The organism is Caulobacter sp. Root343 (genome assembly GCF_001425745.1).
Taxonomy (GTDB): Bacteria; Pseudomonadota; Alphaproteobacteria; order Caulobacterales; family Caulobacteraceae; genus Caulobacter.
Genome location: NZ_LMDF01000006.1, coordinates 147,205 through 172,873, shown reverse-complemented (window position 1 = coordinate 172,873; position 25,669 = coordinate 147,205). Strand labels below are relative to the sequence as shown.

The window sequence follows — 25,669 nt, the reverse complement described above, 5'->3', positions numbered from 1 at the left end:
AGCCGCTCTTACTTCTTGGCGGGTTGGGCGGGAGGCGGCGCCGAGGCGGGCGCGGCGGCCGGCGGTTCCGGCGGGGCCGAGGCCGGCTCCTGGGCGGCCGCGCCGGCGGCGTCCTGGGTCTTGCCGATCAGCATCTCGACCTTGGCCGAGCCGCGCAGCTTCTCGAGGATGTCGCGCACCTGGTCATAGGTCAGGAAGCGCACGATCTGCGGCCGGGCGGCCTCCAGGGTGATGGGCTCCTCGGTGCGCTTGTCCTCGACCTTGACGATGACCCAGCCGCCTTCGGCCGAGAACGGGCCCACGAGGGCGCCCTTCTGGGCGTCCTTCAGAGCCACGCCATAGGGCTCGGGCATCACGTCCAGGGTGAAATAGCCCAGGTCGCCGCCGTTGAAGCGGGTCGCCTGGTCGGTCGAGCGCTCCATGGCCAGGGCGTCGAACGACGCGCCGGAGGCCAGCAGCTTCTTGACGCTCTCGGCCTCGGCCTGGGTCCCGACGATGATCTGGCGGGCGCGGATCTCCTCCGAGCGCTTCGAAAGCTTCTGCTGCTCGGCGTAGAGCTTGCGGATGGCGTCCTCGGTGACCGCCTTCTCGACCACGCCCTCGACCAGCATGTCTCCCAGGATGCGCTCCCGGGCGGCGGCCAGGCGGCGCTGGGCCACCGGCTCCTTGTCCAGCTTGCGCTTGGTGGCCTCGGAGGCCAGCAGCTTCTGGTCGATGACCTCGTCGAGGCGCTGGCGGAAGACCTCGCTGGAGACGTCCAGCGGTTCGCCCTCGCTGATCAGACCCTGGGCCACGGCCTCGCGCTTGACGTCGGACGCCCAGATCACCTGGCCGTTGACGCGGGCCACGGCGGTGTCGCCCGGCTCCGGCGGTTTCTCGGCGACCTTGTTCTGGCCGCACGCGGCCAACAGAAGGGCGAAGGCGACAGCGCTGATCACGCCCAGGGCGCGAAAGGTCTCGAGTGTCTTCAAGGCCAAGGTCTCCGGCTTTGCTACGAAGCGCTCTAGCGCGGTTTATCGCCGAGTGGAAACGGCTTCACGCCGCGAAAGGAGCCGCCGCGCCGCCCGGACCGGAGCGAGACCACCCTGGCCGGGCGCGACCGGCCCAGTTTCGGTACACGCCGTTCGAAGAAAAGGCCATGCGCCACGCCGTCGGCGAAGCTTGCGAAACCTGTGTCCGCGCGTCCGCAACCGGGACTTAAGCCTTATTCCGCGAGGGGTCTTCGCGTTGACACCAAGATGACCGGTGCTTAAGTCTCCGGCCGCACGGGCGTCGGAATTTTCCGATGATCCGTCGCGGCTTCATCTACCGTAGTCGAGGCCCCACAGCCTTAGCGCCGGCCTCCTCGTCAAACCGTCCTACCGGATCCCCTCTTCATGCTTGGTTTCGCCAAAAAGCTCTTCGGCTCTTCCAACGAACGCAAGGTCAAGACCTTGGCCGCGCGGGTGGCCAAGATCAACGCCTACGAAGCTGAGTACGCGGCGCTCTCCGACGACGCCCTGAAGGGCAAGACCGCCGAGTTCAAGGCGCGACTGGAAAAGGGCGAAACCCTCGACGACCTTCTGCACGAAGCCTTCGCCGTGGTGCGCGAGGCCGGCAAGCGCGTGCTGGGCATGCGCCACTTCGACGTCCAGATGGTCGGCGGCATGGTGTTGCACTTCTCGGGCATCTCGGAAATGCGCACGGGTGAAGGCAAGACCCTGGTCGCCACCCTGCCGACCTATCTGAACGCCCTGGAAGGCAAGGGCGTCCACGTCATCACCGTCAACGACTACCTGGCCCGCCGCGACGCCGACTGGATGGGCCAGATCTACACCTTCCTGGGCCTGAGCTACGGCGTCATCGTCAACGGCCTCTCCCAAGGCGAGCGTCAGCGCGCGTACCGCAGCGACATCACCTACGGCACCAACAACGAGTTCGGCTTCGACTATCTGCGCGACAACCTCGTCTACAGCGTCGAGGAGATGGTCCAGCGCGGCCACAACTTCGCGATCGTCGACGAGGTCGACTCGATCCTGATCGACGAAGCCCGCACCCCGCTGATCATCTCGGGCCCGACCGAAGACCGCAGCGAGTTCTACAAGACCATCGACGTGCTGGTGAAGCAGCTGATCGTCGACAAGTCGATGTACGACCACGACGAGAAGCAGAAGCAGGTCATCCTGACCGAGGATGGCCAGGAGCGGATCGAAGAGATCCTGATGTCGGGCGGCCACCTGGCCGAGGACTCGGCCGGCCTCTACGACGCGGCCAACGTCTCGGTGGTGCACCACGTCAACCAGGCCCTGCGGGCCAACATCCTGTACACGCGCGACAAGGACTACATCGTCAAGGACAGCGAGGTGATCCTGATCGATGAGTTCACCGGCCGCATGATGACCGGTCGCCGCCTGTCGGAAGGCCTGCACCAGGCCATCGAGGCCAAGGAAGGCGCCGACGTCCAGCCCGAGAACCAGACCCTGGCCTCGGTGACCATCCAGAACTACTTCCGCCTCTACAACAAGCTGTCGGGCATGACCGGCACGGCTTCGACGGAAGCCCAGGAATTCGACGACATCTACAAGATGAGCGTCTCGGAAATCCCGACCAACCGGCCGGTCCAGCGCATCGACGACGACGACGAGGTCTATCGCACCGAGCGCGAGAAGAACGAGGCCATCCTCAAGCAGATCTCCGAATGCCACGTGCGCGGCCAGCCGATCCTGGTCGGCACCGTCTCGATCGAGAAGTCGGAAGAACTGTCCAAGCTGCTGTCCAGCTACGCCTTCGAGAACGAAGGCAAGAAGCAGAAGGGCATCCCGCACCAGGTGCTGAACGCCCGCTTCCACGAACAGGAAGCCCTGATCGTCGCCGACGCCGGCGTGCCGGGCGCGGTGACCATCGCCACCAACATGGCCGGCCGCGGCACCGACATCCAGCTGGGCGGCAATATCGACATGCGCATGCTGACCTGGCGTCAGCAGCAAAAGGGCATGGGCCTCGAGATCACCCCCGAGGACGAGGCCGAGGAGCGCACGCGCATCGAGGCCGAGATCGCCGGCGCCAAGGAAAAGGCCCTCTCGGCCGGCGGCCTGTTCGTGCTGGGCACCGAGCGCCACGAAAGCCGCCGCATCGACAACCAGCTGCGCGGCCGCACCGGCCGTCAGGGCGACCCGGGCCGTTCGAAGTTCTTCCTGTCGTGCGAGGACGATCTCCTCCGCATCTTCGCCGGCGAGCGCCTGGACGCGATCATGCGCACCTTCGGCGTCCAGGAAGGCGAGGCGATCACCCACAAGTGGCTGAACAACGCCATCGCCACGGCCCAGAAGCGCGTCGAGCAGCGCAACTACGAAATCCGCAAGAACCTCCTGAAGTACGACGACGTCGTCAACGATCAGCGCAAGGCCGTGTTCGAGCAGCGCCAGGAGTTCATGGAAAGCGACGACCTCTCGGAAATTATCGCCGAGATGCGTCACGACACGATCGACGACCTGATCGCCCGCCACCTGCCGCCCAAGGCCTATGCCGAGCAGTGGGACATCGACGGCCTGAAGGAACGCGTCCAGTCGATCTTGGGCCTGGACCTGCCGATCGAGACGTGGGCGGCCGAGGAAGGCATCGCCGACGAGGAGATCCGCGATCGCCTGACCAAGGCGGCCGACGACTACGCCGCCCAGCGCGAGGAGATCATCACGCCCGAGCAGATGCGCTCGGTCGAGAAGAACTTCCTGCTGCAGATGATCGATCTGCAGTGGCGCGAGCACCTGATGCACCTGGACCACCTGCGCAACGTCATCGGCCTGCGCGGCTACGGCCAGCGCGATCCGCTGAACGAGTACAAGACCGAGGCCTTCTCGCTGTTCGAGAAGCTGCTGGGCGACCTGCGCACCAACACCACCCGCTGGCTGATGACGGTCGAGATCGCCTATGCCGAGCCGGAAGTCCCGCACACGCCGGAAGGCCTGGTCGAGGTCCACCTGGACCCGCTGACCGGCGAGAACGCCGCCGTGGCCGGCGCCATTCCCGACGGCCTGTCGCCCCAGCAGCGCGAGGCCCTGCCGGTCGCCGCCCTGCCGGACGGCTGGGACCGCACCAACCGCAACAGCCCCTGCCCCTGCGGCTCGGGCAAGAAGTTCAAGCAGTGCCACGGCTCGCTGGTGTGAGGCTTGGCTAAGCCCTGAATTGGAAGCGCCCGCCCGGGGAGACCAGGGCGGGCGTTTTCGTTTCCGCTCCGGCCCTTGGGGCCGCTTTCGACCCTGGGCGGACGTTCCAGAATCCCTCTCTCTTAGAGAGAGGGAGGGGCCCACGCCGCAGGCGTGGGAGGGTGAGTGGTTACACCCTTTCCGAACGAAGCTCCGGTGAAGCGGCGGCGGCGGCGACGGTTCAAGCCTGGGTTCACTTTTTGAGATGCCCCAATGGAAGGCTCGGGATTTTTCCGGCTAGCGGTGAAACCACTCACCCTCCCACCGCTTCGCGGCGGGCCCCTCCCTCTCTCTATGAGAGCGGGATTCTGGGTGTCGCGCCCTACCCGTCCACGACCGCGAACGCATCGACCTCGATCAGATAGCCAGGAGAAAGGCCGGCGACCCCGACGACGACGTCGGCGGGCCTGTGATCGCCGAACAGCGCGACTCGCGCGTCCTCGATGACCGCCAGGTGACGGTCGCGGTCGTAGCCGACGACGTAGATCGTGATCCTCGCCACGTGTTCGGGACCGGCGCCGGCCGCCGCGAGGGCTCGCCCGAGATTGGTGAACACCTGGCGCGCCTGAGCCGCCAGATCACCGGGGCCGACGAGCTTCCGGTTCCTGACCCGCCACGAAGATGAGCCTGGTCCCCCTGGCGACAACGACCTGGGTATAGGTCGTCGGGGTCGGCAGATCGGATGGGTTGATGTACTCCAGCGTCATCTCTTCTCTCTCCTTGATGGCTTCGAGGGTCCGCTGTTCGGGTCCGTCTATCGCTCCAGAGCGCCCTTGCCCGCGATGATCTTGCCGCGGAACTTCTCGATCCGCGCCACCCGGGTCGCCGACTGCTTGGCCTGGTTCAGAGCGAACAGGTAGCTCTTCTGACGTCCCGGCGTCAGCCCATGGAAGGCCTCGGCCAGTTCGGGGTCCGCGTCCAGGGCCTCGATCAGTTCGTCCGGCATGTCGATCTCGCGGTCGATCTTCGCGGGCTTGGTCCCCGCTTCGGCGTGGTCCATCAACTGCCGCAGATAGGCCCGGATCACCGCTTGCATCTCGCCCACCTGGCGCGTGGCGGTGAAGCGGATCATGCCCGGCGTTTGACTATTCGGGCCCTGCGGCTCCAGCACGCCCTCGCTGTCGACCAGCAGACCTGGGTTCATGAAGCTGAGCCGGAAATCGCTCCGAAACGCCCCGAAGAGCGCGATATTGCGCCCGGCGTGCATGTAGCAGGGATGGGCCCATTTCACCGTTTCCTCCAAGCCCAAGTCCAGGCAGATCCGGCGCAGATCATTCAACCCGTCGATCCACGGCCTGGTCGAGCAGTCCGCCGTCGCGAACCGGGCGCACCGGCCGCAGCCCTTGGTGAAGAAGTCATCGGGATCGGTGATCATCGCCATGGGTCGCCCTTCGCCGCACTCTGCTCCGGCCCTGTCTTACCTCCGCTTTCGAGCGTCGGCGACCGCCGGACGCGCGGCCTTCTCGCGCGAGGGGAGCAGGAGGCCGATCGCCGCGCCCGCCAGCAGCGCCGCCGCGCTGAGCGCCGACACCCGCAGCCCCGTCACCACGTCGGCCGCCGCCAGCGCGCCGAAGATCGCCACCCCGGCCGCGCCGCCGACCTGGCGGCAGGCGTTGAGGGTTCCGGAGGCCGCGCCGGCCTCGTGGCGATCGACGCTGGCCAGCAGGCCGCTGGTCAGGGCGGGGATCGCCACGCCCATGCCGAGGGGGATCACCGCGAAGCCGGGCAGCATGTCCGCCAGCGTGCTCCCCGCCCCCAGGCGCGCCGTCAGGGCGTAGCCGCCGGCGGCGACCAGCACCCCGCCGGCCGTCACGGCTCGCGCGCCGAACCGGGCGACCAGACCGCCGCTGAGCAGGTTCGAGACGATGAAGGTCGCCGTCAGCGGCAGGAAGGCCAAGCCAGCACGGGACGGGCTCCAATGCAGGGCCCGCAGCATGTAGAGGCCCAGCACGAAGATCAGCCCGTAATAGGCGAAGTTCAGGACCGAGCCGACCACGACCGCCGTCCAGGCCGGTCGCTTGCGAAAGACGCTCAGCGGCATGGCCGGGTGCTCGGCTCGCCGCTCGAACAGCACGAACGCGGCGGCCAGGAAGAGGCCCGCCACCAAGGCCGCCAGCGGCGCCCCGCCCCAACCCCGATGCCCGCCCTCGATCAGCCCACCGACCAGCAGCGAGACCGCCGCCACGGCCACGATCTGTCCGGGGATGTCGAACGGGATCTTCGGCTTGGGCGGGGTCGGCGGAACCACCATCAGGGTCAAGGCCGCGCCGAGCGCGCAGACCGGCAGGTTGACGAAGAACACCCAGCGCCAGCCCAGGCTTTCGACCAGCAGGCCGCCCAACACCGGGCCGAGTGCGATCGACACCCCGCCGGCCGCCGTCCACCAGCCGACCGCCGAGGCGCGCTTCCTGTCGTCACCGTCCGCGGCGTGGGCGATCAGGGCCAAGGACGGCGGGATCAGCAGCGCTCCGGCCGCGCCCTGCGCCACCCGCGCCAGGATCAGGGCCGACGGGCTCGCCGCGAAGCCGCAGGCCGCCGAGGTCACGCCGAACAGCACCAGCCCCGCCACGAACGCTCGGCGCGGCCCGACGCGGTCGCCGATCGCGCCCGCCGACAGCAGCATGGCCGCCAGCGCCAGGATATAGGCGTCGACCACCCATTGCAGCTGGGCGGTCGGAGCGTGGAACGCCCCGCCAATGGCGTCCAGCGCCACGTTGACGATGGTCACGTCCAACTGGGTGACGAAGAAGCCGAAGCTGGCGGCGGCCGTGATCCACGGCAGGCGAGAGGGAGAGGTGGTGGTGCTCATGCCGCGGGTGATGCCTCGATCCGCCGCCCGGATGCTACACGCGCCGATGAACCATTCGACCGGCCCTTGGGCTAGGATGTGGAGCATGGACGCCAATATCGCCACCCCCGCCGCCCTGATCGGCGACCCGACCCGCGCCGCCATGCTGCAGGCCCTGCAGGACGGCCGCGCCCAACCCGCCAGCGCCCTGGCCTGGGCCGCCGGGGTCACGGCCCAGGCGGCCAGCAATCACCTGGCCAAGCTGGTCGACGGCGGCCTGCTGGCGGTCGAGCGCGAGGGCCGCCACCGCTACTACCGCCTGGCCAGCGCCGAGGTCGCCCACGCCATCGAGGCCTTGGCGGTGCTGGCCACGCCCGTGCGTTCGCTGGAGATCCCCCGCTCGCCCAAGGCCCGCGCCCTGCGCGACGCCCGTTGCTGCTACGGCCACCTGGCGGGACGGCTGGGCGTGCGGGTCTGCGAGGCCCTGGTCGATCGCGACCTGATCCGGCCGGCGGCCGACAAGCTCTATGAGGTGACGCCAGGCGGCCGGGCCTGGTTCGAGGATCTCGGCGTGCGGGTCGACAGCCTGCGCTCGCCGCGCGGCGTCGCCCGCCAATGCCTGGACTGGACCGAACGCCGCCACCACCTGGCCGGGCCGCTGGGCGTCAAGCTGTTGGAAGCGATGACCGCGCGCGGCTGGCTGGCCCTGGAGGCCAAGGGCCGCGCCGTGCGGCTGACGGCGGATGGGGCCTCGGCGCTGCGCGAGCGGCTGGGGGTGAGCCTGGCGGATGAGGGACGGGTGGCGGCTTAGGCCGTTTTTCTCTCCTCCCCCTCGGGGGGAGGGGGACCGGCGAACGCCGGTGGAGGGGCCCTGTGAGGTAGCGGACGCACCACCGCTTCGCGGACCCCCTCCGTCTCGATGCGTATTCGCATCGAGCCACCTCCCCCTAATGGGGAGGATAGAGAACCACCCCCGCCTCCGGCGACGTCCCGCCGTCCACCTGCGCCAGGTACGCCGCCTGGATCGCCGCTTGCCCCTCGCCGCGCCCGACCGTCAGCCACCTTGGCGCGTCGGCCACGAAGCCCGACCAGGCCGCGCCGTAGCGGGTCTCGAACTCGCCCGGCGCCCAGTCCTTCAGGCGCTTGGCCCGGCGGTCCGGCGCGAAGAAGAACACGGGCTTCGGTCCCGGCAGCGCTCCGCCCTCGCGCGGCGCTTCCCAGTGGGTGCCGCCGACCAGGATCGAGGCGGCCAGGTCGTCGCCGAACCGGCCATGCACCGCGCCCAGCACCGCCGCGTCGCCAGCGAAGTCGACGAACGCCGCCGGTCCCTCGATCAGCGCCGAGGCCAGGTCGTCGTACAGAACCACCTGGTCGTAGAACCCCAGCCCCTCGACGAACGCCCTGTTCCGGGGCGACGTCAGGCCGACCACCTTCACCCCGCCGCGCGTCTTCAGCAGCGCCGCCAGGGCGATGGCCGTCTTGGACGAGGCGCTGGACAGGATCACGCTCCTGGCGCCGTAGAAGCCGTGCTCGTCGAACTGGTCGTCGATCAGGAACGAGGTGATGAACAGCGGCTGCAGCAGCGCCCGGTGCGCTTCCAGGGCATCCGTGGCGCCGACCGCCTGATACTGGTTGTAGACCACCGCCAGATGCTGGCGGTGGGCCGAGACGTCGGTGAAGCCGGTCCTGCCGGCCTTGGCCTGCACGGTCAGGTGGGTCGACATCGGCCAATAGCCGTAGAAGCGCTGGCCGACCGCGATCTCGGGATGGGCCGAGGCCTCGACCCGTGCGTGGCCCCAGACCGGCACGCGGCCGAAACCGTCGGGGGCCGGGAAGAAGTCCCAGTACTTCATCGCCTCGCCGAACACGGCGTAGGTGATGTTGTTGGCGGTCAGGGCGAAACTCTCGATGGCCAGCCGGACCTGGCCGTCGTTCAGCGGTGGCGGCGTGGTCTCGCGGAATTCGGTGCGGCGCAGGTCGGACTTGGCGACGAGGAAATCCCAGGGCATGGCCGGCTCCATCTTGATCGCGCGGAGTAGGCGGTTAGCCGTGCGGGAAGTCAAACGGTTGTTTTAATCGCTTGATCTGTCATCCCGGCCGTAGCGAAGCGTAGAGCCGGGGCCGCCGGAAGCTCGGAGCCTGTGGCGGTCCCGGCTCGGCGCGCTGCGCGCTTGGCCGGGATGACAGTTTTACGGATTCAAGCCGCCACCCACTGACCATGAAACCCGAACGGCACGCGTCGGGGCAGCTTGGCGCTGGCGATCGGTCCCTGCTCGACATCCTGGGCGTCGAACACCACGAACTCCGACACCCCCTCGGCGGCGCGGTAGATCACCGCCGTCAGCCAGCCCTGCCCCTCGGCCGCGCCCTCGCCGGCGTGGGTGAAGACCGCTTCGGAAAGCGCGTCGCCGGCCGGGACGGTCCAGGTCTTCCGGGTCCCCTCGACCAGATCGACATGCGCGACGAGATTGGAGCGGAAGTCGCCGGGCTTCAGGCTCTGGCCCACGAACCAGCCGTGGCGATAAGGCATGCCGGCGAAGCGCTCGTCGAAGCGCGGGAACTCGCCGGCCGTGTCGTCCAGTTCGGCCTCGGTCACCGTTCCGGCCGCGAGGTCGATGGTCCAGCGTGTCAGATAGGCGGCGGCGTTCTCTCCCCGGGTCCCGTCGGCGTTGGGGAACAGCGGGGCGGCCGCGTAGCGCATGACGTCGGCGACGACGGCGGTATGTCCCCCTTTGGGCCGCTCGAAGGCGTTCATCACATGGAAGACGTAGCAGGCCGGGATCTCGATCCAGCGCAGGCCGGCGACGCCCGCGTCGCGCGGGATCACCGCCAGATGACCGCCCTTGTCAGGCTCCCAGGCGAACACCGGCTTGCCGCCCATCGCCCGCTCCAGGCTGCCGGTCAGCGGCAGGACAGGGATGACAACGTAGTGCTCGGTGACGATGAAGTCGTGGATCATCGAGCAGTATGGAGCTTCGAAGGTCTCGCGCTTCAGCAAGCGGCCGTCCGCGTCGGCGACGCCCCAGCTGATCTTGTTCGACAGCGGCATCGGGTCGTCGGCATAGGCGAAGAACACCAGCTCGCCGGTGATCGGGCAGGTCTTGGGATGGGCCGTGACCTTGCCGCCCAGGTCGTAGGCGCCGATCGTGCCGAGGTCGGGACCGGTCAGCTCGAACGGGGCGTGGGCCTCCTCCAGCGCCAGCAGATGGCCGCCGTGCCGGATGATGTTGGTGTTGGCCACGCCGTCGCTGACCACGCCCAGCACCGAGGGGTCGGTGGTCATCGGATTGCCCCAGCTGCCGAACAGGGCCTGGCCGGCGGTGTTCTCCAGCCGCCACTTGTTGGTGCGGACCCAGCGGTTGCGATAGCTCACCTTGCCGTCCGCCACCGTGAAGGCGTGCAGCATGCCGTCGCCGACGAACCAGTGATAGTTGCCGTCGCGCGGGTCGAACTGCGGGTTGGGGCCGTTGCGGTAGAGCGTGCCGTTCAGACCCGCCGGCAGCGTCCCCTCGACCGTCAGGTCGAAGTCGTCCTCGCTGCGCACCGGGGCGAAATTGCCGCTGAGAAACGGATTGATACGCGCTTCACCGTCCATGGCCGGTCCTCCCATCGGTTATTGTTTACAGTGTAAATTTATGTTGTAAGCGAAGGGTCGAGTCAATCCGGATTCCCTCTTGCCCCGCGTCCTGTCGCCTGAAGACGTCGAAGACTTCCGCCGCCGGCTGTGCGTCGCCGCCGAGGGCCTGTTCGCCGAGCGGGGCATAGAGGCGGTGACCATGCGCGAGCTGGCCCAGGCTCTGGGCGTCAGTCCGATGACCCCCTACCGCTACTTCAAGGACAAGGACGCCATCCTGGCCGCCGTCCGCGCCGCCGCCTTCGCCCGCTTCGCCGACACCATCGAGGCGGCCATGGCGCGCCCCGGCGGCCCCTTGGACAAGTCCCGCGCCGCCGGCGAGGCCTATATCGCCTTCGCCCTGAGCGAGCCGCACGCCTACAAGCTGATGTTCGATCTCAGCCAGCCGACCGAGAAGGACTATCCCGAGCTGACCGCCGCCGCGGCGCGCGCCCGGCGCACCATGACCGTCCACGTCGAGGCGATGATCCAGGCCGGCGGAATGCAGGGCGACGCCGAGCTGATCGGCCACCTGTTCTGGTCGGTGCTGCACGGCATGCTGATGCTGCAGCTGAGCGACAAGCTGGGCCCGACCATCGATCCCGCCAAGCTGAGGGCGCTGGCGCTCTCGACGCTGGTGAAGGGCCTGGGGATCGGGCCGCCGCGCTAGCGTGACCGCATTGTCACCGAGACAATGTTTCCATTGCGACGCCGGGGGCATGGGTCCAATTCCCACAACCAGTCCAGCTTGCGATTGGAACGGCCATGACCCACGCCCCCCTGCCCTTGCGCCACTTCCTGCTGGCCCTGGCCGTGGTGGCGGTGTGGGGCACCAATTTCGTGGTCATCCGCATCGGTCTCGACCACCTGCCGCCGCTGCTGTTCGCCACCCTGCGCTTTTGCCTGGTGCTGATTCCGACGGCCTTCTTCGTGAAGCGGCCGGCGGTCCCCTGGTCGAACCTCGCGGCCTATGGCGTGCTGATCGGGGCGGGGCAGTTCGGCCTGCTGTTCGTGGCCATGAAGGGCCACATCTCGCCGGGCCTGGCCTCGCTGGTCGTGCAGACCCAGGTGTTCTTCACCATCGGCATGGCCATGTGGATCAGCAAGGAGCGGGTCCAGGGCTTCCAGATCGCCGCCCTGCTGCTGGCCGCCTCGGGCATCGTGCTGATCGCCGCGCACGGCGGCGGCTCGGCCACGCCCCTGGGCGTGCTGCTGATCCTGCTGGCGGCGCTCAGCTGGTCGGGCGGCAACATCGTGGCGCGCCAGGCCGGGGCGGTGAACATGCTGGGCTACGTGGTCTGGGCCAGTATGTTCTCGATCCCGCCGCTGTTCCTGATGTCGCTGTGGCTGGAAGGCTGGCCGGCCATCGTCAAGGGCGTGACCGGCGCCGACGCCCTGACCTGGGCCGCCGTCGCCTGGCAGGCGGTGGGCAACACGATGTTCGGCTACGCCGCCTGGGGCTGGCTGCTGGCCCGCCACCCGGCCGCCACGGTGACGCCGATGGCCCTGCTGGTGCCGGTGTTCGGCATGGGCGCCTCGGCCCTGCTGCTGGGCGAGGGCCTGCCGGCCTGGAAGCTGATCGCCGCGGCCCTGGTGCTGACCGGTCTGGCCGTCAACATGCTGTGGCCCAAGTTGCGGGCGCGGTTCGCGGTTGCGGCCTGACTTCCCTCGCCGCGCCGTTCGTGCAGGATGGCGCGATCAACCCCAGGGAGCGAAACCATGAGCAAGATCGAGGGCGGCTGCGCGTGCGGCGCCGTGCGCTATGAAATCACCGCGCCGCTGGTCGCCGTCGGCGTCTGCCATTGCCGCCAATGCCAGTACGGCACCGGCGGCGGTCCCAACTATGTGGCCCTGACGCCCAAGGCCGGCTTGGTCTTCACCAAGGGCGAGCCCAAGCGCTACACCAGCCCCGGCGGCAGCGGCCAGGATCTCGACCGCATCTTCTGCGCTGACTGCGGCACGCCACTGATCTCGGACCCCGCAGGGCCGCTCTATCCGGTCAAGCTGGGCAGCATGGACGATCCCTCGGCCCTGTCGCCGAACATCCACATCTGGACCAGCGAGGCCCAGCCGTGGCATCGGATCGATCCGGGCCTGCCAGCCTTCCCGCAAAATCCGCCTCAACCGCCGCCGAGCTAGATGACCCAGAGCGCCCGCCCCGTGGCTCGATACGACTTTGCTTCCGACAACGTGGCGGGCGCCATGCCCGAGGTGATGGAGGCCCTGGTCGCCGCCAACGCCGGCGCGGCCTCGGGCTATGGGACCGACCACGTCAGCCGCGCGGCCGCCGACCGCATCCGCGCCCTGCTGGACGCCGACGCGCAGGTGCGGTTCACCGCCTCGGGCACCGCCGCCAACGCCTTCGCCCTGACCCTGCTGGCCCAGCCGCACGAGGCTGTGCTGGCCCACGAGCACGCCCACATCTGCACCGACGAGACCGGCGCGCCCGGCTTTTTCGGCCAGGGCGTAGGCCTGATCGGCCTAGGCGGCGCCTCGGGCAAGATCGCGCTTCCGAACCTCGAGGCGGCCCTGGCCCGGCCGGAGGTCTCGTACAACCAGCCCGCCGCCGCCCTGTCGCTGACCACCGCCACCGAGTACGGCACCGTCTATTCGGAAGACCAGCTGCGCGCCCTGATCGGGCCGGTGAAGGCCAGGGGCTGCGGCGTCCATCTGGACGGCGCCCGCCTGGCCAACGCCGTGGCCGCCGGCTTCGACCTGAAGAGCGTGGCCGGACTGGGCGTCGACATCCTCGTCATGGGCGGGACCAAGGCCGGCTCGACCCCGACCGAGGCGGTGGTGTTCCTGAACCCAGACCATGCCCGCCGCCTGGACGCCCGCCTCAAGCACGCCGGCCAGCTGATCTCCAAGGGCCGCTTCCTGGCAGCTCCTTGGCTGGGCCTGCTGGGCGAGGACGGCGGGACCGGACCGTGGGCGTCTCGCGCCGCCCACGCCAACGCCATGGCCCGCAAGCTGGCGGACCTGATGCCTTTCCCGATCAAGCATCCCGTCGAGGCCAACGGCGTCTTCGTCGAGATGGACGAACCCACCCTGGAGCGCCTGCGCGGCGAGGGCTGGTTCGTCTACCGGTTCCTGGACGGCGCGGTGCGCTTCATGTGCTCATGGGCGACGACACCGGAGATGGTCGAGGACCTGGGCGCGGCGCTGGGGCGCATTTCGTAGCCCCTCTCCCAGAGGGAGAGGGCGGGGCCCATCGTGAGCGATGGGAGGGTGAGGGGTTAGGACCCCAACCGTTGTAACCCCTCATCCGCCCACGCCTGCGGCGCGGGTCCCCCCTTCTCCCTCTGGGAGAAGGTGACTATGGGCGCCGCCGCCTCCGCCGCCGAACTCTCCGTGATCCCGAGCAGCCGGGCGATCTCGCTCGCCGGCGCGGGCCGGCTGATGAAGTAGCCCTGGATCTCGGCGCAGCCCTGGCCGCGCAGGGCGTTGAGCTGCTCCAAGGTCTCGACGCCCTCGGCCGTGGTGACGATGCCCATGCTGGCCCCCAGGTCCAGCACGGCCTTGATGATCGCCATGGCGTCGCTGTCGTCGAGGATGTCGCGGACGAAGGTCTGGTCGATCTTGATCTTGTCGAACGGGAAGCTGCGCAGATAGCTCAGCGAGCTGTAGCCCGTGCCGAAGTCGTCCATCGAGATCCGCACGCCCAGGGCTTTCAGGTCGTGCAGCATGGTCATGTTGGCCGCGCTGTCCTGCAGCAACACCGACTCGGTGATCTCCAGCTCCAGGCGCTGAGCCGGGAGGCCCGACGTGGCCAGGGCCGAGACCACGGTGCGCACCAGGCCCCGGTCGCGGAACTGGGCCGGCGACAGGTTCACCGCCAGACGCACGTAGTCGGGCCACTTGGCCGCCTCGGCGCAGGCGGCGCGCAACACCCACTCGCCCAGCGGCACGATCAGGCCAATCTCCTCGGCCAGGGGGATGAAGTCGGCCGGCGAGACCATGCCCCGGTCCGGATGGCGCCAGCGCAGCAGGGCCTCGCAGCCCGTCACCCGCTCGTCGCCCAGATTGTAGAGCGGCTGGTAGAACAGCTCGAACTCGCCGGCCTGCAGGGCGCGGCGCAGGTCCAGCTCCAAGGCGCGGCGGGCCTGCAGCTGTTCGTCCATGGCCCGTTCGAAGAAGTGAAAGGCCCCGCGTCCGTCGGCCTTGGCGCGGTAGAGGGCCATGTCGGCCTTTTTCAGCAGCTCGTCGGCGTCCTCGCCGTCCGAGGGCGCGGCGGCGACGCCGACGCTGGCGCCGATCACCACCTGGTGGCCCTGCAGGTCGAACGGCGCGGCCATGGCCTCGACGACGCGGCCTGCCAAGCGCGTGGCGCCGCCCATGTCCGACAGGCCGGTTTGCACCACCGCGAACTCGTCGCCGCCCAGCCGAGCCACGGTGTCGCCCTCGCGCACGCAGCTCCGCAGGCGCTCGGCGGCTTCGCGCAGCAAGGCGTCCCCCAACGGGTGGCCCAAGGTGTCGTTGACGGTCTTGAAGCGGTCCAGGTCGATGAAGTGGACGGCCAGCTGATCGCCCTTGCGCGCCCGCCGGGCCAGGGCCTCGGCCAGGTGCTTCTGGAACAACACACGGTTAGGCAGGTCGGTCAGCGGGTCGTAGTGGGCCAGGCGGGCGATCTGGGCCACGCCCCGACGGTTGGTCTCGTTCGTCGCCTGCAGCAGGCCCAGCACCGTGCCGACGCCCAGATAGCGCTCGTTCTCGGTGACGATGAAGCCGCGCAGCAGGTCAGAGGCGCGGTACGACAGGCTGTCGGTGGTGAACTCGGCCAGCTCGGCGTCGGCGTCGACGACCAGCGGCTCGCGGTCCATCAGGGTCGAGATCGGGCGGTTGGCGTAGAGGGCTCGACCGTACTCGGCCGCCATCCGCAGGAAGAAGGCGTTGCGCTCGACGATGCCGATCGGGCGATCCTCGCCGTCCAGCACCGGGATGATCAGGGTGTCGGGCTCCTCGCGGAACCGCTCGTAAAGGGCCTTGCCGAGATCGTCCTGACGCGCCGGGGTCAGGGAAGAAACGGTATCCCGCAGGGTGAACATAACAACGCCTCCACTCGCGGGAGGCAGGGACCATTTCGCGCCTAACGACCCGCTAATGGCGCCGCTTGCGACGGTTCATTTCGCGAAAACTTCACGGCGGCGTCACAGTGTTTGCGGAGGCGTTTACCGTGGTTGGCGTTCCGCCTCGAACGCCACCCTCCTATTCCCGCTCGACCTTCCGCGCGTCGCCCAGCAACAGGTGGCCGAGCCAGCTGACGATCCCCGTCACGATCGCCGCCTGCACCCCGGCCCACAGACCGCTGACCGCCAGGCCGTCGAGGAACCAGGCCACCAGGCCGATCATCGCCGCGTTCACCACCAGCAGGAACAGGCCCAGGGTGAGGAGGGTCAGCGGGAAGGTCAGGATGGTCACCACCGGCCGGACGATGGCGTTGACGATCCCCAGCAGGAAGCCGGCGATGAGCAGGGTGGTCCAGCCGTCGGCGGTGACGCCGGGCACGATGCGGGCGGCCAGCCACAGGCCGGCGGCGGCGATCAGGACGCGAAGCACGAAACGGATCATCAGCGACTCCCCTCTATGTCCAGCGCAGATTGGCCCAGTCGCGGGCCGGAGCAAAGTGACGCCGCATTCGTGCAATACCCAAGCCGTGAACTCGGACATTACAAATGCGTTACCACCCTTCCAACAGCCGCTCCGCGAACTATCTAGTCCTCCGTGTGGGGGATGATCGCGCGCGAACGGCGAGCGGATCCGCACGCAAGGGGATATGAGTAAGATGGCCGTGAATTCTCTATCGGTAATGTCGCCGGACGGCGGCTTGTCGCGATACCTGACCGAAATCCGCAAGTTCCCGATGCTGCCCAAGGACGAGGAGTTCATGCTCGCCCAGCGGTGGAAAGAGCATCAGGACAGCGAAGCCGCCCACAAGATGGTCACCAGCCACCTGCGCCTCGTGGCCAAGATCGCCATGGGCTATCGCGGCTATGGCCTGCCGATCGGCGAAGTGATCTCGGAAGGCAATGTCGGCCTGATGCAGGCCGTCAAGAAGTTCGAGCCCGACAAGGGCTTCCGCCTGGCGACCTACGCCATGTGGTGGATCCGCGCCTCGATCCAGGAATACATCCTGCGCTCGTGGTCGCTGGTGAAGATGGGCACGACCGCCGCGCAGAAGAAGCTGTTCTTCAACCTGCGCAAGGCCAAGAGCCAGATCGAGGCCTTCCAGGACGGCGATCTGCGCCCTGAACAGGTCAGCGCCATCGCCACCAAGCTGGGCGTGCTGGACAGCGAGGTCATCTCGATGAACCGCCGCCTGTCGGGCCCCGACGCCTCGCTGAACGCGCCGCTGCGTTCGGACAGCGAGAGCGAGTGGCAGGACTGGCTGGCCGACGAAGAGCAGGTGTCGCAAGAGACCGTGGTCGCCGAGAACGAGGAAAAGTCGCTGCGGATGTCGCTTCTGGAAGAAGCGATGGTCGAACTGACCGACCGCGAGCGTCACATCCTGACCGAGCGCCGCCTGAAGGACGACCCGACCACCCTGGAAGAACTGGCCGCCCAGTACGGCGTCAGCCGCGAACGCGTGCGCCAGATCGAGGTCCGGGCGTTCGAGAAGCTGCAAAAGACCATGCGCGAGGCGGCGATCGCCAAGAACATGGTCGAGGCTTAGGACTGCCAGATGCTCCCCCGCGAGCGGGGGAGCTGTCGCGAAGCGACTGAGGGGGCTAATGCGGCTTAGGCCGAGCTGGCCCCCTCCGGCCCTCTGGGCCACCTCCCCCGCGGCGCGGGGGAGGATCTAGGCTATAAGGCCCAGATGACCGCCCCCCTCCCCCAGCTGATCCTGCTCCCTGGCCTGCTGAACGACGCCGAGCTGTGGCGCGACCAGATCAGCGGCCTGGCCGACGTCGCCCGCTGCTGGGTTCCCGACCTCACGCCCTATGCCACCCTCCACGAGATGGCGCAGAGCGTCCTGGCCCAGGCCGAGCCGACCTTCGCCGTGGCCGGGTTCTCGATGGGCGGCTACGTGGCCCAGGAGATCGCCCGGATCGCACCGGAGCGGATCGAGCGCCTGGCCCTGCTGGACACCTCGATCCGCGTCGACACGCCCGAGCGCGCCGCCCAGCGCAAGGCGCTGAACAAGGCCGCCGCCAAGGGCGGGACGTTCCTGGGGATCGGTCAGGCGATCATGAAGTCCTATGTCGACGCCTCGCGCCTGGACGACGCCGACCTGACCGGCCGCATCGTCGACATGACCCAGCGCCTGGGCCGCGAGGTGTTCCTGCGCCAGAACAGCCTGGAGCGCGAGGACGGCGAAGCCGCGCTGAAAGCCCTGCGCGTGCCGCTGGTCATCATCTGCGGCGAGAACGACCAGATCACCCCCGCCCCCGGTCATCGCGAGATGGCCTGGGCGATCGGCTGCTCGCACCTGGTGGTCATCCCCAACGCCGGCCACATGACGCCGATGGAGGCGCCCGGTCCGGTCAACGGCGCGCTGCGCCATTGGCTGCAGCGGCCGGCGGGGCAGCGGTAGTCTCTCCTCCCCATTAGGGGAGGTGGATCGATGCGAATACGCAGCGAGACGGAGGGGGTCCGCGAAGCGGTGTTGCGTTGGCCAATTCACAGGGCCCCTCCACCGGCGTTCGCCGGTCCCCCTCCCCCAGAGGGGGAGGAAAGAGACGCGATGATCTCTCCTCCCCATTAGGGGGAGGTGGATCGATGCGAATACGCATCGAGACGGAGGGGGTCCGCGAAGCGGTATTGCGTTGGCCAAGTCACAGGGCCCCTCCACCGGCGTTCGCCGGTCCCCCTCCCCCAGAGGGGGAGGAGAACTCCAATCCTAGAAGCTCAGCTGAACCCCGGTCCTGAACGTCCGCCCATAGCGCTCGTTCTCGCCCAGGTGGTTGGCCTGGCCGACGAAGGTGCGCCAGGGTTCGTCGTTGAGGTTCGAGCCCTCGACGAAGATCGTGGCGCTGTGGGCCTTGTCGCCAAAGGCGTAGGCGACGCGGGCGTCGACCTGGCCGTGCTTGTCCCAATAGACGTCCGAATTGGCGTCCGCGCCCAGGGTGTAGAGGAACTTCGACCGGTACGAATAGGCCACCCGGGCCGTCAGGCCGTGCTTCTCGTAGAACAGCTGGGCGGTGCCGACGGTCTTGGACTGCTGGACCAGCGGCAGGTTTTCCGGCCGTCCGGGCACGCCTTTGATGGACGAGTCGATCAGCGCCAGGTTCACCCCGACGCCGAAGCCGTCCAGCGCGCCGGGCAGGAAGGTCAGCTGCGACTGCACGTTCAGCTCGAGGCCGGCCACATAGGCCTTGCTGGCGTTCAGCGGGGTGGTGACCGCCGCGCCGGTCAGGGCGACGCCGCCATAGGTCCCGGTCTGGTTCAGCAGGCTGCGGCTGAAGATCGGGTCGCGGATGTCCTTGAAGAACAGCGAGGCCGACAGCAGGCCCTGGCCCGGCAGGTAGTATTCGACGCCGGCGTCCAAATTGGTCGAGGTCAGCGGCTTCAGGTCCGGATTGCCCGTCGTCACGGTGTTGGCCGTGGCGTCGACGGTGATGGCCGGGGCCAGCTGCACATAGTCCGGACGGCCGATCGCCGTGGTCGCCGCCGCCCGCAGCACCAGGCGGTCGTTGACGTCCATCTTGGCGTTCAGGCTGGGGAACCAGTGGGTGTACTTGTTCGAGCCCGTCACATCGGCGCCGCGCGTGGACGTGGCGTTGTTGAAGGTCTTGGCGCTGTAGTCGCCGTCGGTGCTCTCGACGCGGACGCCGGGGACCAGGGTGACGCGGCCCAGCTTCAGGGTGGCCATGGCGTAGCCGGCCCAGATCTTTTCCGAGACGCTGTAGTCGCTGAGCAGGTCGGTGCTGAGCGACTTGGCGGCGTTCAGCTTCAAGGTCGTCGGGTTGGCGGTGACATAGGCCTGGGCGGCCGTGTAGTCGACCTTGGGGCCGAACACGTAGCGGCCGTCATAGGTCGAGGCCAGGCTGGGCGGGTTCAGGGCGGCCAGGGTGAAGGCCAGCGCGCCCGGATCGTAGGTCACGTACTGGCGGTCGTTGGTCTTGTCGCGGTCCTGCAGCTTGACCCCGAACTTCAGCGACGAGCCCTCGCCCACGGCGTCCAGCGGCAGGGTGTAGTCGGCGCGAGCCTGCTTGAGGGTCTCGACCGCTTCGCGGTGGTCGTAGTTGACGCTCTTGAAGACATACTGGGCCGGATCCAGCGCGCTGGCGCCGGGCGTGACGCGGAACAGGACATCGGAGGTGTCGTAGGTCCCGGTCAGGGTCTTGCCGCTGGCGAACTGGAACTCGCTGCGCAGCGGGTCGGTCTTCTCGGCCCGGCTCCAGGCGGCGTCGATCGAGAGCTTGCCCGGGCCGACGTCGAACTTGCCGCCGGTCGAGACGGTCTTGGTGTTGTCGTTCTCGTCGCGGCGGCGGACGTAGCGCGTGCCCGTGGCCTTGGCGAAGGCGCCCGACGTGGCGTCCGTCGGCGTGATCGTGCCCGAGATCGGCAGGCGGAAGCGGTCGCGCGTCTCGTGGTCGGTGAACTTCGAGTATTGGGTGCGCAGGTACAGCTGCACCGCGTCCGACGGACGCCAGTCGAAATTGCCGACGAAGCCCGTGCGCTCGCGGGTCAGGTTGTAGTCGCGCTGGTCGAAGTCGGCCGGGATCGGATTGCCGCCGGCCGTGGTCCACGAGGCCCCGGCGACGTTCTGCGACTCGACCGGACGCTTGGAATAGTTGGCCGACAGCACCGCGCCGAACGTCTTGTCGGCGCCGAACGTGCCGCCCAGGGTCAGGTCGCCCTCGTAGGGATGTTTGTCGTTGAGGTCGAACTGGCCGTAGGCGGCGCGGGCGCTGCCGAAGGTCCCGTGGCGATCGAAGGCCGACAGGGTGATGATGTCCACCTGGCCGGCGATGGCGGCGGCGTCCAGGTCCGGCGTCAGGCTCTTGATCACCGACACCTGGCCGATCAGCGACGAGGGGATGTCGTCCAGCTTGACCTGGCGGTTGTCGGGCTCGGGCGCGGCGGCCGTCTGGCCGTTGACGGTGACGTTGGCGTAGCGCGGATCGACGCCGCGGATGATCACATAGCGGCCTTCGCCCTGGTCGTTGGCGACGGTGACGCCCGGCAGGCGGCGCACGGCCTCGGCCACGTTCTGGTCGGGCAGCTTGCCCACGTCGTTGGCGTAGAGGGCCTCGACGAAGTTGTTGGCCACCTTCTTGGTCTGCAGAGCGCGGCGCTCGGCGGCGCGCTGGCCGGTGACGACGATCTCGGCGATCGCGTCCGGCGGCGTCAGGGTGACGACCACCTCGGCCGTCTCGCTGTCGGACAAGGCGACCGGCGTGGTCGTGGCGCCGTAGCCGACATAGCGCACCTGGACCTCGGCGGCGCCGGCGGGCAAGCCGCTCAGGTCGAAGCGGCCGTCGGGACCGGCCACCGCGCTGCGACCGCCCACCGCGACCGAGGCGCCCGGCAGCGGCGCGCCGCCCGCGTCGACCACGCGGCCGCGCAGGTCGGCGGCCAGAGCCGGACCGGCCATTGCCATCGAGACCAGCGCCACGGCGCTCACGCGACGCAGCAGCGCCGCCTTGTTGATGCCTTGCATGAGAAACCCCCGAACGCTTCGCCGCGCCCATGCGCGATCTGGTTCGAAGGGGCTGGTAGCCTCGGCGTGTTGCCGGTCCGCGACGATCGGGCGACGCTAGGGTGTAGCTTTTACGTCGGTTCGATGACGGAGGCTGGAGGATCTGGAGCCGATCGACATTCACCGCGAGTTTAATTCACCCGCCTTCCTGGGCCTTGTGCCCAGGACCCAGGGTTCAGATTCAACAGACTTGAGGCTGAGTTCACGGTCTTTCAGCGGTGCGAACCCAAAGAGTCCATACCTGCCTCGAACATGGGTCCTGGGCACAGGGCCCAGGAAGGCGGTGGATTTTGTACCTGCCTCGAATGAATGCCGATCAGCCCTAGGCCGCGCGGCCCGTGTCCTCGGTCATGAAGCCCATCAGGGCGTCGATGCGCTTGACCAGTTCGGCGCGGCCGCCGGAGCCGGCCAGGTCGGCGCCCATGCAGGTCTCCAGCGCCGCGGCCGCCTCGAGCAGGCGCGGATCCTTGACGGCTTCCCCCACCTTCTTCAGCTCCACGGCCTGGGCCACCAGCGCGCGGCGGGCCTGGGCCGGATCGATGTCCAGCGCCTGGGCGGCCGACTTGACGATGCGCAAGGCCTGCGAAAGGCGCGCGGCGGGCGAGCCGGCGGCGTCGGCCTTACGCTTGCGCGGGCCCTTGTAGTCGGCCGAGTTGAACCGGCGGCGGTCGGGGCCGACATAGGCCACGGCCTCGATCCAGTCGCGCGGCTTCAGGGTCACGGCCTCGAGACGGCGCTCCAGGTCCTTGATCGTGAAGGGCTTGCGCATGAACTCGTGCACCCCGGCGTCGCGCGCGCCGAAGATCGCCTCGGCCGTGGCCTCGGCGGTGCACATGATGATCGGCGCCTCGCGGCAGACCAGGTCGCTGCGGCGGATCTTGCGGGTGAAGGCCAGGCCGTCGACGCCGTTCTGGGCGTGCTCGACGAAGATCAGCTGCGGATCGGTGGCCCGGGCCATGGCGTAGCCCTTCTCGGCCGACGGCGCGGCGAAGATCTGCACGCCGCCCAGCGGACGCATGTGTTCAGCCAGCAGTCGCCCGGTCGCGGGGTTCGGGTCCACGACCATGACTCGCTGCATCTTAGCGGCGATACGCTGGATTGTGCGGGCGTTCCCGTCGAACACGGAAGCGAGGCTCCTCGAAACTAGATCCCGATGACTAACCTTAGAATGTAAAAATCCGCTTGATAATCTTTGAGCGTTAACCGCGTCAGTTTGTCAGGGGGCGGTTGGGTTCAAGCTCCTCCCGCCAATCCCCTCGATTGTCATCCCGGCCGCAGCGCAGCGGAGAGCCGGGACCGCCACAAGCTCAGCGCTTCCGGCGGTCCCGGATAGCCTCTTCGAGGCTTCCGGGATGACAGCGTGTTTTGCCCCTAGCCGATCAGCGGCACGGACAGCCCGGTCTCGAAGTCCATGAAGATGTCGACGGCCTCGTCGATGTGGGCCGTCAGGGTCTCGCCCTCGGGGAAGCGATAGCGCCAGAAGCTGGAGATGTGCGAGATCACCCCGACCCGCTCGCCCAGGCTCAGGAACAGTTCGGGCGCGCGCAGCAGGAAGTCGCGGAAGGCCTGGGGCCGACCGTTGTCGACCAGGTTGTCGAACGCGTCGTCATAGATCCTCAGGGTGCGCAGGATCGCGGTGCGCTCGACCATCACCCCGCCCTGCAGGCGCCGGCGAGCCTCCTCCAGATAGCGGCCGGTCTCGGCGTCGCGCTGGCCGGTGACGGCGATGCGGCCGATCTCGTTGGCGACGTCGGTCAGCTTGGGCCACAGCGTGGTCAGCACCCATTTGTAGTAGAGGAAGCCCTTCCAGCTGAAGACGCCCTCCTTGAAGCTGTCGCCCTCCATGACCAGGGTCTCGCGCAACGGCTCCAGGCGCTCGTCGACGTCGGTGGCCAGCAGGGCCTCGACCAGCCGCGCGGCATGGGCCCGGCCGATGCCGCCGATGTCGCGATAGGCCAGCTCGATCAGCTTGGTGATCTCCATGGTCACGAAACCCTGCATGGCCTCGTAGTCCGCCGGCGACAGGGCGAAGTAGCAGCTGGCCACGGACAGGCCGTGGCGGCGCAGGTGCTCGCGCAGCAAGAACGGGTCCAGCGACGGCAGGGTGTCGATCATCCGCAGGACCGACAGGTCGCGGTGCATGTCGCCCGAGGCGTTGCAGGCCTCGACCAGCACGTCGGTCCAGCCGCGCTGACCCACGAACACCGACTGGCCGCCGAGGCCGAGGTCCTGGCGGTCGAACGGGATGATGATCTTGGTCGCGGTCGGCCGCGCCTCGTCGAACAGGTAGATGTCGTCGTTGCGCAGGCGGTGCTTGATGATCAGAGCCGTGTTCAGGATCTTGTTCCTGAACAGCGGGGCTTCGGCGTATTCGGGCCGATGGGCGCTCTCGGCCTCGATGGCGATCAGGTTCAGCACGCGGCTGGTCGAGGCCGTGCGCTCCAGGGCGCGCAGGCTGCGCATCACGCGGTCGGCCTTGTTGACAGGCTTGAGCCTGCGACGACGCGCGAGTGCGGACACGGAACCCCCGGACTTGAGACGCACCGTCATACGCCGCCGCCTGCTAACAAACGCTGACTGGGTGGCGCGGCCCGGGCGCGCGGAGCCGGGTTTTCGGCTCTCCTCCCCATTAGGGGGAGGTGGATCGGCGCGAATACGCGGCGAGACGGAGGGGGTCCGCGAAGCGGTGGTGCATTGGCCCATCTCACAGGGCCCCTCCACCGGCGTTCGCCCCCTCCCCCAGAGGGGGAGGAAAGATGAAGAGGCCGCTAAGCCGCCGCCCGCGCGCGGGTCACGGGGGTCCGCAGCCCCGCCACCGTGGCCAGCAGGCCCGCCGGCTGGATCGGCTTGGGATGGGCGTCGTCGAAGCCTTGGGCCAGCAGGCGTTCGGCGTCGCCGACCATGGCGTCGGCGGTCAGGGCCACGACCGGGAGGTCGACCCGCCCGCCCTCGCCCGCGCGGATCCGGCGCACCGCCTCGACCCCGTCCATCTCGGGCATGTGGACGTCCATCAGCACGACGTCGAAGTCCTCGACTCGCAGGCGGGCCAGGGCCGCGTAGCCGTCGCCGACCGTGGCCACCGAGACGCCGACGGCCTCCAGTATGGCGCGCGCCACGGTCTGGTTGACCACGTTGTCGTCGACCACCAGCACCCGCGCGCCCGCCAGGTCCAGCGCCGCGACCGGCCCCGAGAAGTCGCTCAGAGCCCGCGCCGCCGGCAGGGGGAGGTGGGCGGCGAAGGTCGAGCCTTGGCCCGCGACGCTCTCGACGCCGATCTCGCCGTCCATCATCTCGACCAGTTGCCGGCAGATCGCCAGGCCCAGGCCGGTGCCGCCGAACCGGCGCGCGATGGTGCGGTCGCCCTGGGCGAAGGGGGTGAAGAGCCGCGCGCGCTGCTCGTCGCTCAGGCCGATTCCGGTGTCGGAGACGGCCACGACGATCCCGTCGCCGGCGTCGCCCGCCGCCGAGGCGATCCGCACGGTGACGCGGCCGGCTTCGGTGAACTTCAGGGCGTTGGAGACCAGGTTCATCAGGATCTGCCGCACCCGCGCCGCGTCGCCGGACAGCCAGGCGGGCGTGTCCGGATCGATGTCGAGCACCAGTTCCAAGCCCTTCAGCCTGGCCGTCTCGCTCCACACCAGGCGGATCTGGGCGGCCAGCTTGCGGATGTCGAACGGCGCGACCTCCAGCTCCAGCTTGCCGGCCTCGATCTTGGACAGGTCCAGGATGTCGTTGAGGATGGTCATCAGGCCGTGGCTCGACTGCTCGATCATCTCGAGATACTCGGCCTGGCGCGGGTCCAGCGCCGTGCCGCGCATGGCGTGGGCCAGGCCCAGCACCCCGTTCATCGGCGTGCGCAGCTCGTGGCTCATCATCGCCAGGAAGGCCGACTTGGCGCGGCTGGCCTCCAGGGCCTCGGCCTGGGCTCGCTCCAGCGCCCTGGCCGCGCCGCGCATCAGGCGCACGGCGTCGATGGCGTAGCCGGCCAGCCCGGCCAGCACGACCAGGGCCACGGCCTTGTCCAGGACGGTGAACTTCGGCCCCAGCATCGGCACCAGGATCAGGGCCAGGAACGGACCGGGCAGGATCGACAGCATCGCCGACCGGCTGACGGTGGCGTATTTCAGGCCCTCGACGATCAGGCCGAACAGGATGACCAGGGCCGCGAACTTCATCGCCATCGGGCCGTGCACGGCGGACAGGCCCGCCATCACCGACCAGGCGAGGGTGAAGGCCGCCGGCGGGCCCAGGCGAACGAACGGATTGGTCCGCCCTTCGGCCCGCGGCTTGAAGGTCATCTGCAGATAGACCAGCCACCCTTCCAGGACGAGGTTCACCCCGCCCCACGCCAGCGCCGGCTTGGCCCCGAAGTGGAAGGCCACCAGTCCGCCCACCAGCACGGTGATGAGAACGCGCGCTACCCGGCTGCGACGGCTCATGATGAG

General features: G+C 68.7%; 21 protein-coding genes. 9 read left to right on the top strand and 12 right to left on the bottom strand.

Annotated features, from left to right (window positions below):
* Positions 1 to 8: 8 nt before the first annotated feature.
* Complete coding sequence (locus tag ASC70_RS08500) at positions 9 to 977, bottom strand: peptidylprolyl isomerase (protein ID WP_056048881.1); 969 nt, start codon at positions 975 to 977, stop codon at positions 9 to 11.
* Positions 978 to 1,376: 399 nt separating this feature from the next.
* Here ASC70_RS08500 and secA point away from each other — a divergent pair, with 399 nt between their 5' ends.
* On the top strand, positions 1,377 to 4,142 hold the full coding sequence (secA, locus tag ASC70_RS08495) for a preprotein translocase subunit SecA (protein WP_056048877.1): 2,766 nt from the start codon (positions 1,377 to 1,379) through the stop codon (positions 4,140 to 4,142).
* Positions 4,143 to 4,503: 361 nt separating this feature from the next.
* On the opposite strand, the gene ASC70_RS08490 is transcribed toward secA, so the two are convergent.
* The 3 genes from ASC70_RS08490 to ASC70_RS08480 all read right to left on the bottom strand — a co-directional run bounded on the left by ASC70_RS08490 (position 4,504) and on the right by ASC70_RS08480 (position 6,990).
* Positions 4,504 to 4,827 carry a RidA family protein gene (locus tag ASC70_RS08490; RefSeq protein WP_200940384.1) on the bottom strand — a complete coding sequence of 108 codons (324 nt, stop codon included), beginning with the start codon at positions 4,825 to 4,827 and terminating at the stop codon, positions 4,504 to 4,506.
* A 108-nt stretch (positions 4,828 to 4,935) separates the two neighbouring features.
* Positions 4,936 to 5,562 carry a YdeI family protein gene (locus ASC70_RS08485; protein WP_082539634.1) on the bottom strand — a complete coding sequence of 209 codons (627 nt, stop codon included), beginning with the start codon at positions 5,560 to 5,562 and terminating at the stop codon, positions 4,936 to 4,938.
* A 36-nt stretch (positions 5,563 to 5,598) separates the two neighbouring features.
* A complete protein-coding gene (locus ASC70_RS08480; RefSeq protein WP_369815085.1) occupies positions 5,599 to 6,990 on the bottom strand; it encodes an MFS transporter in 1,392 nt (463 codons plus the stop codon).
* Between the two features lie 85 nt (positions 6,991 to 7,075).
* Here ASC70_RS08480 and ASC70_RS08475 point away from each other — a divergent pair, with 85 nt between their 5' ends.
* The gene (locus ASC70_RS08475; RefSeq protein WP_056048875.1) at positions 7,076 to 7,780 is read left to right on the top strand and encodes a helix-turn-helix transcriptional regulator; all 705 of its coding nucleotides are present in this window, start codon (positions 7,076 to 7,078) and stop codon (positions 7,778 to 7,780) included.
* Positions 7,781 to 7,916: 136 nt separating this feature from the next.
* Here the strand turns inward: ASC70_RS08475 and ASC70_RS08470 are convergent, their stop codons facing one another.
* Together ASC70_RS08470 and ASC70_RS08465 are read right to left on the bottom strand one after the other, a co-directional pair.
* Positions 7,917 to 8,978: a DUF2855 family protein gene (locus tag ASC70_RS08470; protein ID WP_056050531.1), complete on the bottom strand. Its 1,062-nt coding sequence runs from the start codon at positions 8,976 to 8,978 to the stop codon at positions 7,917 to 7,919.
* A gap of 188 nt (positions 8,979 to 9,166) precedes the next feature.
* Entirely contained in the window at positions 9,167 to 10,564 is a 1,398-nt protein-coding gene (locus tag ASC70_RS08465; RefSeq protein WP_056048873.1) for a carotenoid oxygenase family protein, read from the bottom strand.
* A gap of 79 nt (positions 10,565 to 10,643) precedes the next feature.
* On the opposite strand from ASC70_RS08465, the gene ASC70_RS08460 reads away from it, so the two are divergent.
* The 4 genes from ASC70_RS08460 to ASC70_RS08445 all read left to right on the top strand — a co-directional run bounded on the left by ASC70_RS08460 (position 10,644) and on the right by ASC70_RS08445 (position 13,762).
* Entirely contained in the window at positions 10,644 to 11,252 is a 609-nt protein-coding gene (locus ASC70_RS08460; protein WP_056048870.1) for a TetR/AcrR family transcriptional regulator, read from the top strand.
* A 95-nt stretch (positions 11,253 to 11,347) separates the two neighbouring features.
* On the top strand, positions 11,348 to 12,244 hold the full coding sequence (locus tag ASC70_RS08455; RefSeq protein ID WP_056048868.1) for an EamA family transporter: 897 nt from the start codon (positions 11,348 to 11,350) through the stop codon (positions 12,242 to 12,244).
* Between the two features lie 57 nt (positions 12,245 to 12,301).
* Positions 12,302 to 12,721: a GFA family protein gene (locus ASC70_RS08450; protein WP_056048864.1), complete on the top strand. Its 420-nt coding sequence runs from the start codon at positions 12,302 to 12,304 to the stop codon at positions 12,719 to 12,721.
* Positions 12,722 to 13,762, top strand: a complete 1,041-nt coding sequence (locus ASC70_RS08445) for a low specificity L-threonine aldolase (protein WP_056048861.1) — start codon at positions 12,722 to 12,724, stop codon at positions 13,760 to 13,762.
* Positions 13,763 to 13,818: 56 nt separating this feature from the next.
* On the opposite strand, the gene ASC70_RS08440 is transcribed toward ASC70_RS08445, so the two are convergent.
* Both ASC70_RS08440 and ASC70_RS08435 read right to left on the bottom strand, forming a co-directional pair.
* Positions 13,819 to 15,627 (bottom strand): bifunctional diguanylate cyclase/phosphodiesterase, encoded by a 1,809-nt coding sequence (locus ASC70_RS08440; RefSeq protein WP_056048858.1) that lies wholly within the window; start codon positions 15,625 to 15,627, stop codon positions 13,819 to 13,821.
* Between the two features lie 160 nt (positions 15,628 to 15,787).
* The gene (locus tag ASC70_RS08435; protein ID WP_047410176.1) at positions 15,788 to 16,150 is read right to left on the bottom strand and encodes a phage holin family protein; all 363 of its coding nucleotides are present in this window, start codon (positions 16,148 to 16,150) and stop codon (positions 15,788 to 15,790) included.
* 104 nt (positions 16,151 to 16,254) lie between these two features.
* Here ASC70_RS08435 and ASC70_RS24880 point away from each other — a divergent pair, with 104 nt between their 5' ends.
* The 3 genes from ASC70_RS24880 (at position 16,255) to ASC70_RS08425 (ending at position 18,113) form a co-directional block, all read left to right on the top strand.
* Positions 16,255 to 16,359, top strand: coding sequence for a hypothetical protein (locus ASC70_RS24880; RefSeq protein WP_156136830.1), 105 nt, complete (start codon positions 16,255 to 16,257; stop codon positions 16,357 to 16,359).
* Positions 16,356 to 17,252 carry an RNA polymerase sigma factor RpoH gene (rpoH, locus tag ASC70_RS08430; protein ID WP_082009312.1) on the top strand — a complete coding sequence of 299 codons (897 nt, stop codon included), beginning with the start codon at positions 16,356 to 16,358 and terminating at the stop codon, positions 17,250 to 17,252. The genes ASC70_RS24880 and rpoH overlap by 4 nt, the downstream gene beginning before the upstream one ends.
* A gap of 144 nt (positions 17,253 to 17,396) precedes the next feature.
* Positions 17,397 to 18,113 carry an alpha/beta fold hydrolase gene (locus ASC70_RS08425; protein ID WP_056048855.1) on the top strand — a complete coding sequence of 239 codons (717 nt, stop codon included), beginning with the start codon at positions 17,397 to 17,399 and terminating at the stop codon, positions 18,111 to 18,113.
* 306 nt (positions 18,114 to 18,419) lie between these two features.
* Here the strand turns inward: ASC70_RS08425 and ASC70_RS08420 are convergent, their stop codons facing one another.
* From ASC70_RS08420 to ASC70_RS08405, 4 genes are all read right to left on the bottom strand, one after another.
* Positions 18,420 to 21,185 (bottom strand): TonB-dependent receptor, encoded by a 2,766-nt coding sequence (locus ASC70_RS08420; protein WP_056048852.1) that lies wholly within the window; start codon positions 21,183 to 21,185, stop codon positions 18,420 to 18,422.
* Between the two features lie 361 nt (positions 21,186 to 21,546).
* On the bottom strand, positions 21,547 to 22,302 hold the full coding sequence (locus ASC70_RS08415; RefSeq protein WP_056050529.1) for a response regulator: 756 nt from the start codon (positions 22,300 to 22,302) through the stop codon (positions 21,547 to 21,549).
* A 293-nt stretch (positions 22,303 to 22,595) separates the two neighbouring features.
* A complete protein-coding gene (locus ASC70_RS08410; RefSeq protein WP_156396192.1) occupies positions 22,596 to 23,687 on the bottom strand; it encodes a hypothetical protein in 1,092 nt (363 codons plus the stop codon).
* A 305-nt stretch (positions 23,688 to 23,992) separates the two neighbouring features.
* Positions 23,993 to 25,663 carry an ATP-binding protein gene (locus ASC70_RS08405; protein ID WP_235519304.1) on the bottom strand — a complete coding sequence of 557 codons (1,671 nt, stop codon included), beginning with the start codon at positions 25,661 to 25,663 and terminating at the stop codon, positions 23,993 to 23,995.
* Positions 25,664 to 25,669 lie beyond the last annotated feature (6 nt).